The sequence below is a fragment of the Saccharothrix sp. NPDC042600 genome, assembly GCF_040647305.1.
GTDB classification, from domain to species: Bacteria; Actinomycetota; Actinomycetes; order Mycobacteriales; family Pseudonocardiaceae; genus Actinosynnema; species Actinosynnema mutabilis.
Genome location: NZ_JBEZBW010000015.1, coordinates 87,601 through 101,039 on the forward strand (window position 1 = coordinate 87,601; position 13,439 = coordinate 101,039).

Sequence of the window (13,439 nt, forward strand, 5' to 3'; positions counted from 1 at the left end):
GGGGTGCGGGCCGGCGGCAGTCCGGGGGGAGGGCGCCGCCGGCCCGCGGTCACGGGTCAGCTCGGGATGGAGCCGATCTCCGTCGGCAGGGCGAGCGCGTCGACCAGGGGCTGGGCCGCGACCCCGCGCAGCACCCACACGTCGTCCACCAGGCCGGACCAGTTGCGGCCCGCGGGGTAGGCCCCGCCGACCAGGCCGCGGCCGAGCTGCAGCGAGGCGACCGGGCCGAACGGGCGGGTCCGGTGGCGGAAGGAGAGGTTGTCGGCGTCGGCCGCCGCCTCCCGGACGCCGTTGACCCACAGCGTGATCGTGCCCTCGAAGCCGTCGAAGGTGACCGCGATGTGGTCCCAGTCGCCGAAGTTGCCCTGGTGGAACATCGAGTGCTCGACACCGACCGTGGTCGCCCCGGTCGCGTCCTTGCTCGGCACGTCGAGCACGTACCGCTGCTTGACGTGGTCGTAGCGGACGGTGATGGCGCTGTTGTGCGCCCCGGCCAGGCTGAGCACGGCCATCGACCTGGTCGGTGTGCCGGCGGTGGAGACCCAGGCCGAGACGGTGAAGCTCTCCCGGGTGTCCACGACCGCGCCCGTGACCGAGGCGAAGTCGGTGTTGCCGCCGGGCAGCTCCAGCGCGCCGCTCGGGGTGCCGGCGGGCGAACGCACCAGCACCTTCGCCGGGTCGGTGGTGATCCTGGCGTTCCCGGCCAGGGTCAGCGCGCGCCGCGGCCCCTGCCCGCTGTCCGGTGTGGACGTGCCGGAGGCGGTGTTGAGGTGCCACTTGCTCTGCACGACCGGTTTGATGGTGAACAGGTCCTTCACCTCCTCGGCCGTGACGACCCGGTCGAAGACCCGCACGTCGTCCACCGGGCCGGGCGTGTGGTCGGTGTACGCGCCCTTCCAGATGCCGCGTCCGATCTGCAACGCGCCGCCCGCGTTCCACGGCGTGCCGACGATGTCCGCCGCCACCTGCTCGACGCCGTTGACGTACAGCCGCAGCTTCTTCGCCACCACGTCCTGCACGCCCACCAGGTGCGTCCACACGCCGGGCTGGGCCGGGTCGCGGGAGATCGCGGTGCCGCCGCCGGTGGTGTTGCCGTCGCCCTGGGTGCGCCAGAACCGCCACTTCTTGTCGTTGGGGTCGAACTTGAGGTAGAAGCCGGACATCTGGGCGCCGGACTGGCTCGCCACCACCACGTGCGTGGTCGGCAGCGTGGCGGGCAGCTTCACCCACGCCGACACCGCGATGTTCTTCGCCGTGTCCACGACCGCGCCCGAGGTGGCGGCGTAGGAGGTGGTGCCGTTGAGGTTCATCGCCGTGCCCAGGGCCCCGCCGACGCCGAGGGTCGCGCCACCCTGCGGTGTCGCCGGGTGGGACGCCTGCCCGGCGCTCTTGGGCGCGGTGTCGGCGAGCCTGGTGGCTCCCGCCTGCTCGTCGAGGGCCCAGTGCGCCTTGGGCGCCCGTCCCTCGGCCACCCAGAACTCGTAGGTGCCGGTGGACCAGTTGTTCGACGCGTCCCACGCCGTCACGTGCAGCACGTTGAGCCCGGCCTGGGTGGGCATCACGTCCACCGCCTCGGTGGCCGCGCTCTTGGCCTTCGCCGAGCCCTCCGACGGGTCGGTGTTCACGGCGAAGGCGTACTTGGCGACGCGGGCGTCGAAGGCGATGGAGAACCGGCCGTAGCGGCCCACGCCGTCGGCTGGCACCTGGTTCGGGTTGGCCGGGTCGAGCGCCGGGTAGTCGGTGGAGGTGACCTTCGGTTCGGGCAGCGCCCGCGCGTCGTAGACGAAGTAGCACGCGGTGGCGTTGCCGGCCGAACTCCACGGGCTCCACGCCCGCCCGTCGTAGGCGCGGACCTCCCAGGCCACGGTCACCCCCTGCGGGACGACGTTGGCCGGGACCTTCACGCTGAACGACGAGCCGCGGCCCTGGTGCGAGGACATCTTCGAGACCGTGCCGAGGTTCTTCGTGCGCCGCGCGCCGCCGGCGTCGGTCCACGAGAGCTGGAACTGCGCCTTGAGCTTCTCCCCCTCGACGCCCTTGTTGTCCGGGTCGGTGAGGTTGCGGGCGAACAGCGCCGGCAGCCGGTTGAACCGCGCCGGGCTGTCCGGTCCGCGACACGCGCCGCCGGGGCTGGAGGACAGTTGGCCCATCTTCGGCTGCGCCGGCGGGGTGTTGTAGTGCACCCGCACGTAGGCGTCGCGGCCGAACCGCTTCCACGCGAGCTGGTCGTCGCCGTCGCGCGCCCGCAGCCCGAACGTCGTGCTCGCCGCGCCGGCCTTGGCCGTCTCCCGCAGGCCGCTGGTCACGTTGAACAGGACGTCACCGGCCGCGCAGCCGGAACCGAAGCCCTTGGCCACGTTGCGGCTGTCCAGGCGGCGCTTCCAGTTGTCCGACGTCGAGGACCACGTGGACCCGGCCTTGAACGCCGAGGCCAGGTGGATGTCCACGATCCGCTTCTTGCAGGAGGTCGACCACACCCCGCGCACGTGGAACTCCGCCGAGATGATCTGCTTGTGCGCGAACCGCGCGGTGGGCACGCGGTAGAACAGCCGCTTCTCGTACCAGCCACCGCAGTAGCGGCCGGCCGGCGGGTAGTCGCGGGGGCAGCGGCCCATGCCCTCGTCCTTCTTGAAGTTGTGCTTCGACCAGCCGCCGCTGGAGACCATCAGCCGGGCCGAGGCGCGGGGCGTGTCCCACATCGGGTCGATGTAGACCGGGTACGCGGTGTCGGCCGCGTTGAGCAGCTCGGCGTCGGGCCGCAGGGTCATCTCACCGCCGGTCACGCTCGTGGTGACCTGGGCGACCTTGGACGTGTCGCCGGGTTGCTCGGCCGAGGGCAGGGTGAAGGCGTCGTCGCCCGCGTCTTCGTCGGTCTGCGCGGTCAACGCGCCGGTCGTGGGCGTGGTCGAGTCCCACATGATCGGCACCGGCGCTTCGTAGACGACCGCGCCGGTCGCCTGGTCCACCGCCTGCTGCGTGCCGTCCTCGGCGGTGCCGACGGTCAACCCGGGCGCGGACAGGCCCAGTGTGAGAGTCGTCAGGCGCGGGTCCTTGGCGGCCTGGGCGGTCTTGACGACCAGGATGTGCGAGAAGCCCTCCGGCTCGACCTGCACCCGCAGGTCCACCTCCGGCAGGACGTTCGGGTACACGGCGGTGTCGCCCTCCAACCGGGGCGCGGGCAGCGCCGTCGGCCAGGTCAGCGACATCGGCCGGCCGGCCCGGTCGATCGTGGTGAACGGACCCGTGCCGCCGCCGGACAGCGTGATCGCGACCGGGGTGGTGACCGGCGCGATCGCCCCGTCGGCCCGCTTGCGCAGCGTCGTGTCGACCGGGGCCCAGCCGCCGTCCTTCGCCGCGCGGACGGGCTGGAAGTGCTCCTGCGAGGTGAAGCTGCCGTCGGGCGTGGCGTAGACCTCGCGCGCCTCGCCGCGTTCGGACAGCACCTCCACCAGTTGCCCGGTGGCCGCGGCGGCGGCGAGCGCCTGGGCCTCGTCGGCCTTGGGTTCCTTGGCCACGCCCCAGGTGTTCTCCACCAGCGAGACGTTGTCCACGAACGCGCTCAACGCGCCCTTGCCGCCGAGCTGGAACACGACCTCGGCGACCGTGGTGTCCATCGTGGCGGTGAAGGGGAAGGAGAAGCGGGCCGGGGTCGGTGTCAGCTCGATGTCCTGGGTGAGCGAGGCGCTGTAGGGCGTGTCGCCCTCCTGCACCGCCACCTGCACGGCCACGTCGGTCGAGGCCGCCGCGTCGAAGGACAGCGTGTAGATCCGGCCGCTGACCAGCGTCCCGGTGCGCTGCACGACCACCGCGTCACCCGGGTTGGCCGCGCCCTCGGCGACGGTCGCCTTGAGCATCCCCTGCTCCACGGCCAGGCGCGGGTTGCCCGCGGAGAACCACGGGAGGGTCGAGGGGGTGTCGAACGTCCCGTTGCGCACGAGGTCCGCCTTGGTCGGCGCGGTGGGCCAGGCGTGCGCGCCGAGCCGGGTGGAGCCCGTCGGGGCGCCGATCGCCGCGGCCACGTCGGCGGGCAGCGGCGCGCCGGCCGCCTCCGCCGGGCTGCCCGGCGCCAACCGGTAGTCGCCGGCGGGCGCGCCGAGCAGGTAGGGGTCCTCCTGGTGGCGGGAGCCGGCGTCGCGGCCGGTGGCGGCCTGGAACTCGGCCAGCGTCCGGAAGTGCAGCGACACCCCGGTGACCCGTGACCACTGGACCAGGGTGGCCGGCGTGCCGCCGGAGCGCTGGTAGCCGTTGTGGTGCATCCGGTCCGCCGGGATCATGCCGTCGGCGCCCAGCCGCTGCCCGGAGGCGGCGGCGTTGTGGTCGGGGGTGGACACCAGGGAGGCGGTGCTCGTGCCGGCCGCGAAGATGTTGTTGACCAGGGTGGTGTCCGTGGTGTTCCACGTGATGCCCAGCGCCTTGTCGGCGTCGGTCAGGCACTGGTCCTCCGCGCCGGGGCACTGCGGGCGCGGGTCCTCCTGCACCACCAGGGCCTGGCCGTTGCCGACGGAGGTGTTGTTGTAGAGCCGGACGCTGTTGGAGCCCATCAGCGACAAGCCGCCCATGCCGTTGTCGGCGGCGACGTTGGAGGCGACCAGCGCCGGACCGGACACCTTGTAGTGCAGGCCGTGGTGGGAGTTGGCGCGGAACAGGTTGCGCACCGCGGTGAGACCGACGCAGGACAGGTCGCACGCGAAGCCGTGGCCCTGGTTGGCCTCGAACACGTTGTCCCGCACGGTCGGGTTGGTCAGCCGGGTCACGTGCGCGCCGGCGGCGGCGAGGTTGTAGCCGAGGTTGAACCCGAGTTGCTCGGAGTTGTTGCGCAGCACCCGGTTGCCCTCGAACGTGAGGTTGCCCGACCGGTGGGCGGTCAGGCCGTGGTAGCCGTTCTCGGCGATGCTGTTGCCGGTGAGGCGGACGTCGTCGGCGTTGACCAGCACGCCGGCGGCGGCGTTGTGGATGACGGTGTTGTTCTCCACCACCATGCCCTTGGCCTGCACGACGATGGCGGCCGGTTCCCTGGTCTGGTTCTGGCTCGACCCGTAGTGGGCGAAGCCCAACCCGCGCACCACCGAACCCTCGGCGCCGGCGAAGAAGTGCAGACCGCTCTTGCGGGCGGTGATCTCGAACCGGCGGCCGGCGGGATCGCTGCCCAGGTAGGTCTTGTCGGCCGGCCCGTCGTGGAAGAACGTGCCCGCCCGCACCTCTTCGCGGGTGGCGACCTGGCGCAACGGCTCGCCGTCGAGGAACACCATCTGCGGGTCGCCGCCGACGGGGTGGTCGTTGTTGAAGTGCAACGGGTTCATGCACTCGTCGTAGTCCGGCGCGGTGGCGCGGCAGACGCTGCCGGGGTTCCACCCGTCCAGCCGCCACGCGTTCCCGTCGACGACCAGCCGATCGGAGGGCAACTCCGTGCTGCCCTTGAACCACACCCGCTCGTTCGGGAAGGGCTGGAGCGTGACGGGGGCGGAGATGTCCCCCAACCGCTCCCGGTACTCCCCTTCCCGGAACACCACCGTGGTCATCCGTCCGGCGACCGCCTTGCCCACCGCCGCCGTCGCGGTGCGCAACGGCGCGGCCTGCGTGCCGGGGTTGGCGTCGTCCCCGTTCGGTGCGACGAACAACGCACCGTCCGGGACCGGATGACTCGTGGGGATGACGGACAACGGCGCGGTCACCGCGGCCGGCGCGGCCCGGGCGACCGGACCACCGGGCCCGATGGCCGTGACAGTGCTCGCGGCGGCTGCGATCAGCGCAAGGACGACACCTGGTCTTCGCACACGCATGGACTCCCCCAACCCCTCCAGCGGCTCTTTTCGCCGAAGTGCGACGCTAGGGGCGTCGGGTCGGGACTCTGCCGGTCGAACAACCCACAAACGCGCCCTGACGGGCAGCCGCGCCCGGTCCCGGTGCGTGGCCGCCGGGTCCGCCGTGTCCACCTGGACGTCGAGGGCCGGTGCGCTCGGTGGCGAGCGCACCGGCCCCCGCGTGTCACGAGGTCCAGCCGTCCGGCAGGCCGTCCACCTCGGCGTGCTCCCCGTTCGCGCGGATGTGCACGGTCGCCTGTCCCAGCCGCAGGTCGGTCAGGGCGAGGTCGCCCCACCGGGTCGGGACGTGGGGTGACAACGCCAGCCGGCGGCGTGGCACGTGGGGGTTCAGGCCCAGCACGGAGCGGACCAGCAGGAGGGGTGCGGCGCTGGCCCACGCCTGCGGTGAGCACGACGTGGGGTACGGCACGGGTGGGCTGAAGTCGTCGCGGGAGAAGCCGCAGTACAGCTCCGGCAGCCGGCCGCCGAAGGTCGCCGCCGCGTCCAGCAGGCCGTCGGCCAGCCGGTGCGCCAGATCGACCGCGCCCGGCACGTGCGCGTAGCGCAGCAGGCCCGCCACGGCGATCGCCGTGTCGTGCGGCCACACCGAGCCGTTGTGGTAGCTCATCGGGTTGTACGCGCCCATCGAGGACGACAGCGTGCGCAGCCCGTACCCGGTGTCCATGTCCGGCTCGGCCAGCCGCGCCACCAGCGCCGCCGCGTGCTCGTCGGTGGCGATGCCGGTCCACAGGCAGTGCGCCGCGTTGCTGGTCAGCGCGTCCACCGCCGCCTTGCGCCCGTCCAGCGCCACGGCGTACCAGCCCCGGTCGGGCAGCCAGAACGCGTCGGCGAACGCGGCCCGCAGCTTCGCGGCCCGTTCGCGCTGGGCGGTCGCGGTCGCGGGGTCGCCGAACGCCTCGGCCAGCTCCGCACGGGCCAGCCGGGCCGCGTAGACGTACCCCTGCACCTCGCACAGCGCGATCGGCGGCACCGCGACCCGCCCGTCGGCGTCGTTCACGCCGTCGAAGCTGTCCTTCCAGCCCTGGTTGAGCAGTCCCCGGTCGGTGGCGCGGCGGTATTCCACGAAACCGTCGCCGTCGCGGTCGCCGTGGCGGTCCACCCACAGCAGCGCCGCGTCCGCCGCCGGCAGCAGCGACCGCACGACCTCCTCGTCCGCGCCCCACCGCCACGCCTCGGCCAGCAGCATCACGAACAGCGGCGTCGCGTCGACCGTGCCGTAGTAGTGGCTGCCGCCCAGCACGTTCGTGTTGTCGGGGCCCAGCCGCAGCTCGTGCAGGACCCGGCCGGGCTCCTCCTCGGTGGTCGGGTCCACCCGCCGTCCCTGGGTCTCGGCCAGGGTCTGCAGCGTGCCCAGCGCGAGGCCGACGTCCAGCGGCAGCGCCATCCACGCGGTGAGCAGGCTGTCGCGCCCGAACAGGGTCATGAACCACGGCGCGCCCGCCGCCACGAACGGCCGGCCGTCCTGGTTCTGGATCTGCAACGCGCCCAGGTCGCTCTCCGAGCGCCGCAGCACCCCGGTCAGCACGGGGTCGCCGACCGCGACGACCGTGCTGGCCGCCCGCCACGCCTGGATCTTGCGCGCGGGCGCGGTGCTCTCCATCCGCTCGCCGCGGCGGAACCGCGGCTGCACCGGCCGGTTGGCCACGCTGGGCTGCACCACGATCTCGGTGGACCACCGCCCGCCCGCCGGCACCACGATCCGCCAGCTCAGCACGCCCGGCGCCACCACGGGGTCCGCCGTCGCGGCCACCGCCACCCCGCGCGAGCCGTCGCCGCGGTCGCGGAAGAGCAGGTCGCTGCCGGAGGCGGAGACGTCCGCGCCGCGGTGCGCGGCGCGGCCCTCCTTCACCGCGAACAGGTCGGCGAAATCGGCGTCCACGTGCAGGTCCAGCCGCGCGACGGTGGCCTCGCGGCCGAGGTTGTCCAGCGTGATGGTCTCCCGCAGGCCGTCGCCGACCAGGCGTTCGCGCACCAGCAGCAGCGTGCTGTCGGCCGACCCGGCGGCGGGCGGGCGGCGCAGCACGAACCGCGCGCCGAACGCCTCGTGGTGCAGCACCGACAGCGGGTGCGGCACGTGCCCGTCCAGCCGCAACTGCCACCGCGACAGCACCCGCGCGTCGCGGAAGAACAGGCCGTGCGCGGTGCCGTGGTCGATGTCGCCGACGTGGTCGGACAGGCAGAACGTGCTGCCCTCCACCAGGGTCACCGCGCCGCCGACCACGGCCGGCTCGCCCGCGTTGAACGGCTCGGCGGTCATGCCGCGTCACCGGACGCCGGCACCGCGGTCGGGCCGTCGTCACCGAGATCCGCGCGGTTGAGCGCGTCGTCCAGCGCGTCGTCCAGCGCGTCGTCCAGCGCGTCGTCCAGCGCGTCGTCCAGGGCCGCGAAGTCCCGCCGCAGCGAGGCCAGCGAGCTGGACGGCTCCAGCGCCCGCAGGTAGGCCGCCTCGTAGCCCGCGCCCAGCGCCTCCGCCCCGAAGTGCTCCGCGACGTGCGCCCGGCACGCCGCCGGGTCGAGGTCGCGCACGTCGTGCAGCGCCCGCACCAGCTCGTCGGGGTGGTCGCGCACCAGGCCGGTCACCCCGTCCACCACGACCTCCGGCACCGCGCCCGCGCGCAGCGCCACGACCGGCGTGCCGCACGCCATCGCCTCGATCATCACCATGCCGAACGGCTCCTCCCACCGGATCGGGAAGAGCAGGCACCGCGCGGAGGCCAGCAGCTTGCGCTTCTCGGTCGCGTCGGCGACGCCGAACACGTGGTCGGCCGGGGTCAGCCGCGGCTTGACCTCGGTCTCGAAGTACTCCTTCTCCACCGGTTCGGCGCACTTGCCCGCCAGCACGACCGGCAGACCGGCGGCGTGCGCGGCCTCCAGCGCCAGGTGCGGGGCCTTGTCCGGGTGGAAGCGGCCGAGGAACAGGGCGTAGTCCTCTTTGGACTCCTGGAACGGCCAGTCCGCGACGCGCAGCGCGTTGTGGACGGTGCCGATCCAGTTCAGCTCGGGCGCGAGCGCGCGCTGCCGGTCGCTGATCGCGACCAGGTGCACGTCCCGGCCCAGGGTCCGGTAGTAGCGCCGCAGGTCCGCGTCCACCGGCCCGTGCACGGTGGCCACGGTCGGCACGCCCAGCTCGGCGAAGCGGGGCGCGTTGAGGGGACCGCCGAAGGTGTGGTCGTGCACGACGTCCACGCCTTCCGAGGCGATCAGCCGCTCGACCGCCCGGCGCGCGGCGAGGGCGTGCATGACCTCGGGGTAGGGCTCACCGAGGCGTTCGGGGACCGTGCGGTCCCACACGGGCACGAACCGGGCGCGGGTCCCCGGCTCGCCGGCGCCCACGAGGGTGACGGTGTGGCCGCGCGCGACCAGCGCGTCGGCGAGGTCGGCGACCACCGCCTCGACGCCGCCGTACGCCTTGGGCGGCACGTCGAAGTAGGGCGGGACGACCAGGGCCACGCGCAACGCCCGGCGGGCGCGCTGACCTGCGACGAAGGGATGCGAGCCGCTCAAGACCTTCCTCCCTGAGCCGACGGGGCTTGGCACTCTCCGCCATCGAGTGCTAACAACCCGGGCGCGCGGCGCGCAAGAAGATCGCCGAAAACGAGACCCGGGTCACACCCGTTCGCGCAGGCCACCGCGTGGTCCGCCGGCCGGGCGGTGGCCGCTCAGCGTCGCCGGAGGAGGGACTCGCGCACCGCCTCGCCGACCCGGTCGAACAGCGCCGGGTCCACCTCACCGGGGGCGGCGTGGGGCGCGACGCGTTCCGCCGCGCGGACCAGGGCCGCCATGTCGGCCAGCTCGGTGGTGTCGTAGTGGGAGCGCAGGTAGCGGAACTCGTAGCTCTCCTCGTGGTTGGCGTGTTCCAGGACCGCCTGCCGCAGGCCCGCCAGCCCGTCGGCGAACTCGGGGTGGTCCGGGCCCAGCTCGCCCAGGCGCGCGAGCAGCTCCCTCGCCTGCTGCTCCTCGCCCAGGCGGTCCTCGACCACGGCGTCGCCGCCTTCCACGCCGCGGGCCGCCGGGTGGACCACGACCTCCTCGGCCGCCTCGTGCAGCGCCAGGAGCCGGACCAGGCGGGCGAACGCGGTGGCGCGCTCGTCGCCCTCGCCCGTCTCCACCGCGGTGAACAGGTCGCGGATCCGCGTGTGCTGGTCGACCAGCACCGCGACCACGTCGGCGTCGATCACCGCGTCACCCCGCTGCGGCGCAGGGACGGCACCGGGTGCTCGCCCTCGGTCGAGTGGCGGTAGTCGCGGCCGGCCTCGGCGCGGTTGAGGTCCACGACCACCTCGCTGGGCGGCTTCTCACCGCCCATGATGGCGTCCTGGAGGGCCTCGAACCGCTCGTGCGCGTCCTGCACGTACCCGGTGCCCAGCGTCGTCAGGTCGATCTGGGTGTCGAGCAGCTCGCGCAGGTACTGCTTGTTCGGCTCGAAGGTCACCGGCGCGGGCAGTTCCGGCGCGACGACCTCCTCCGGTTCGCGGTCGTCGTTGGCGCGCATGAGGTCGCACGCCAACCGCAGGTGCTCCAACTCCATGTTGAGGTGCAGCTCCCAGATCGCCTTGATCCGCGGGTCGGACTCGGTCTCCATGAACGAGTGGTAGAGGTAGCACTCGTTGTACTCGTGGTTGACCAGCCGCTCCCACCACGTCTCGCCCGGGTCCACCAGGGACTCGTAGTGGGTGACGTGCTCCTCCTCGATCAGGCCGATCTCCTGGTAGAGCTGCCGCGCGATGGGCTCCATGTACTGCGGGCCGACGTTCATGTAGAAGTTCATCGTCTGCTGCTCGGCCGACATGATGGTCAGCGCGTGCAGCTTGGAGATCGGCGCGGCCGCGGCCCGGTCGTAGGGCTCGCGGACGTTGTCGTGCGGGTGCCGGTGGTGGTACTTCGTCGGCCGCCCGGGGATGACCTCGGTGAGGTCGTCCACGATCTTCTCCGCCTTGCGGCGCTGGATCATCTCGTACAGGTTGGCGTAGCGGTAGAGGTGGTCGAAGTCCTCCAGCACGCCGAACTCGTAGGCCTGCTTGAGGTACGGGTCGGGTTCCATCCGCGCGACCCAGGCGGTGAGGTCCACCGCGACCTGCTCGTAGGCGATCGTGGTCTCCAGCGGCGACGAGACGCCGGGCAGCAACCAGTTGACCGCCTTCTGCTGTTGCTGCTCGATGTAGCGCACCTCGGCCAGCTGCCGCTTGACGTCCAGGTCGGGGCAGTTGCGGGCGAACTGGTGGCTGAACATCAGCGCTTCGACCTCGATGCCGTTCATCGTGATGATCCGGCACCGGGTGTAGGGGTCGGCGTGGTCCGGGTCGATCGGGTCCACGTCCAGTTCACGCCACGTGCGCAGCTGCCGGTCCAGCGGGATGCCTCGGTGTTCGAGCGGGTTGAACGTCATCGGGAACGCCCATTCGTGTGGTGGTGGGGCGGCGTGACCGCCCTCGGGTCGGCCGCCGCGCGGCGCTCGGGCGACCTCGAAGCGCGGGTGGCGGGTCCCTGTGGCGGGTGCCCGGGGATCCGGCGCCGAAACCGGCGGGCGGCCCGCACGGCAGGACCACCCGATCGGTGGACCCTCGGGTGAGGAGTTGGCCGGACCGGCACGGCCGCTGGCTGCTGAACGGCTCGAACCGGCCCGACCCGGCCCGCCCGGGCGCACCGGCCGCTCACGCGCGGCGATACCGGCTACCCGTTCCGCCGCGGCGTACACCCCCGACGACCCGTCCACCGACTTCCGGCCCGCGAGGGTGTAGCGTGGTCCGCATCGGGTCGGCTCGGTCGAGTCCGCCCGAAGCATCCCGCGTCCCGAGACGGCTCCGACATCGTTCGCGTTGAGCCCCGAGGGCGCGGAGAAGGACGGAAACCCATGTCAGCCCAGTACGTTTCCCGGTACGAAGCACGAGTGGACCTCGTGCGCACCACGTTGCGGGAGTTGTCCGACCTGGACGCCAAGACCGCGCAGGACGTCGCGGTCCGGGTGGTGCACGTGTTGGACCACCTGCCGGAGAGCATCCGGTGACCGCGGACGGTTTGTTCAGCCACCCCGAGGTCCCGCGGCCGACTCCGCCGGTCCCCCCGACCGACGACGAGCACGAGCCGCTGTTCCTGGAACCCGGGACGGGGGCCGACCAGGCGTAGGCGTGATGTCCAGGGACGTCGTCCCGGTTCGAGGGGTGTGTCGGATCAACCGGCTCTCCCGCCCATCGACCGGGTCACCGGCGAACCCCTGCGCCGTTACGAACACAGCCACCCCGGCTCGCTGATCCACGTCGATGTAACCAAGTTCGGCAACATCCCCGACGGCGGCGGCCACCGCTTCACCGCGATCGCGGTCCTGCGGCGAGCCGTCGCCTGGTTCGCCCAGCGCGACGTCACCGTCGAGCGGGTCCTGACCGACAACGGCGCCGCCTACCGGGCTCACGCCTGGCGCGCAGCCTGCGCCGAACTCGGCGTCACGCCGAAACGAACCAGGCCCTACCGGCCCCGGACCAACGGCAAGATCGAACGCTCCCACCGCACCCTGGCCGACGACTGGGCCTACGCCCGCCACTACCGGTCAGAGACAGCCCGCCGGGGCGGGCGCGTCGTCGATCAGCTCGTGGTCGGCTGCGCGTTCCGCCGCAGCGCGGCCAGGCGTCGCGGGCGCGGCCAGCGGACCTGCCAGACCCAGCCGAGCTGCTCGAACGCCCGGATGACCCGCGCGGACACGTCCAGCTGACCGCGGTCCACGCCGTGGCGGGCGCACGTCGGGTCGGCGTGGTGGGAGTTGTGCCAGGACTCGCCCATCGACAGGATCGCCAGCGGCCAGAAGTTGGCCGAGCGGTCGCGGGCGGTGAACGGGCGGTCGCCGATCATGTGGCAGATCGAGTTCACCGACCAGGTGACGTGGTGCTGGAAGGAAATCCGCGCCAGGCCGGCCCACAAGAACGCCGTCAGAGCGCCCCACCACGACAACGTGATCACCCCGCCGAGCACCGTCGGCACCGCCACGCTCAGCAGGACCCACAACGGGAACAGCCGGTCGACGACCCGGATGTCCTTGTCCGCCACCAGGTCCGGCGCGAACCGGTCGACGTTGGTGGTGTCGCGGCCGAACAACCACCCCATGTGCGCGTGCCAGAAACCGCGCGCCAACGCCACCGGCGAGGTGCCGAACAGCCACGGGGAGTGCGGGTCGCCCTCGCGGTCGGAGAAGGCGTGGTGGCGGCGGTGGTCGGCCACCCACCCGATCACCGGTCCCTGCGCCGCCAGGCCGCCGGCGATGGCCAGCGCCACCCGCAGCGCCCGCTTGGCCTTGAACGCGCCGTGCGTGAAGTACCGGTGGTAGCCGATCGTCACGCCCAGCGTGGACAGGGTGTAGAACACCGCCGCGAGTGTCACGTCCACCCAGCTCAGCCCCCACCCCCAGGTCAGCGGCACGGCGGCGACCAGCGCGAGGAACGGGATCACCAGGAACGCCCGGATGACGGACATCTCGGTGCGGGTGCGGGGTTGTTCGGCCAACAACGGTTTCGGTGCGGCGAGTGTGGACGAGGTCATGAAGGCACTACCTGACTGAAGAGCGACACGGTGCCGAGCGGTGCTCGGTCGAACCGGCGTCGGCGCGAATGACGTCCGGACCACAGCGGGCCG

The 13,439-nt window shown here is 72.7% G+C and carries 8 protein-coding genes and 1 pseudogene; 3 read left to right on the forward strand and 6 right to left on the reverse strand.

Features of this window, described 5'->3' with window-relative positions; translation table 11 throughout:
- Positions 1 to 56: 56 nt before the first annotated feature.
- From AB0A74_RS13475 to AB0A74_RS13495, 5 genes are all read right to left on the reverse strand, one after another.
- Positions 57 to 5,618 carry a LamG-like jellyroll fold domain-containing protein gene (locus AB0A74_RS13475; RefSeq protein WP_358249128.1) on the reverse strand — a complete coding sequence of 1,854 codons (5,562 nt, stop codon included), beginning with the start codon at positions 5,616 to 5,618 and terminating at the stop codon, positions 57 to 59.
- A 367-nt stretch (positions 5,619 to 5,985) separates the two neighbouring features.
- Entirely contained in the window at positions 5,986 to 8,079 is a 2,094-nt protein-coding gene (locus AB0A74_RS13480; protein WP_358249130.1) for a glycogen debranching N-terminal domain-containing protein, read from the reverse strand.
- Complete coding sequence (locus AB0A74_RS13485) at positions 8,076 to 9,326, reverse strand: glycosyltransferase family 4 protein (RefSeq protein WP_358249132.1); 1,251 nt, start codon at positions 9,324 to 9,326, stop codon at positions 8,076 to 8,078. Before AB0A74_RS13485 ends, AB0A74_RS13480 begins: the two co-directional genes overlap by 4 nt.
- Positions 9,327 to 9,481: 155 nt before the next feature.
- Positions 9,482 to 10,000, reverse strand: a complete 519-nt coding sequence (locus AB0A74_RS13490; protein WP_358249134.1) for a hemerythrin domain-containing protein — start codon at positions 9,998 to 10,000, stop codon at positions 9,482 to 9,484.
- Positions 9,997 to 11,208 (reverse strand): hypothetical protein, encoded by a 1,212-nt coding sequence (locus AB0A74_RS13495; protein WP_358249135.1) that lies wholly within the window; start codon positions 11,206 to 11,208, stop codon positions 9,997 to 9,999. Before AB0A74_RS13495 ends, AB0A74_RS13490 begins: the two co-directional genes overlap by 4 nt.
- A gap of 465 nt (positions 11,209 to 11,673) precedes the next feature.
- Here AB0A74_RS13495 and AB0A74_RS13500 point away from each other — a divergent pair, with 465 nt between their 5' ends.
- The 3 genes and pseudogenes from AB0A74_RS13500 to AB0A74_RS13510 form a co-directional block, all read left to right on the forward strand.
- Complete coding sequence (locus tag AB0A74_RS13500) at positions 11,674 to 11,826, forward strand: DUF6307 family protein (protein ID WP_358249137.1); 153 nt, start codon at positions 11,674 to 11,676, stop codon at positions 11,824 to 11,826.
- Entirely contained in the window at positions 11,823 to 11,945 is a 123-nt protein-coding gene (locus AB0A74_RS13505) for a hypothetical protein (protein WP_358249139.1), read from the forward strand. The genes AB0A74_RS13500 and AB0A74_RS13505 overlap by 4 nt, the downstream gene beginning before the upstream one ends.
- 38 nt (positions 11,946 to 11,983) lie before the next feature.
- Positions 11,984 to 12,381: pseudogene (locus AB0A74_RS13510) on the forward strand (DDE-type integrase/transposase/recombinase); the annotation flags it as partial.
- Positions 12,382 to 12,398: 17 nt separating this feature from the next.
- Here the strand turns inward: AB0A74_RS13510 and AB0A74_RS13515 are convergent.
- Positions 12,399 to 13,346: an acyl-CoA desaturase gene (locus tag AB0A74_RS13515; RefSeq protein WP_358249141.1), complete on the reverse strand. Its 948-nt coding sequence runs from the start codon at positions 13,344 to 13,346 to the stop codon at positions 12,399 to 12,401.
- Between the last annotated feature and the right edge of the window lie 93 nt (positions 13,347 to 13,439).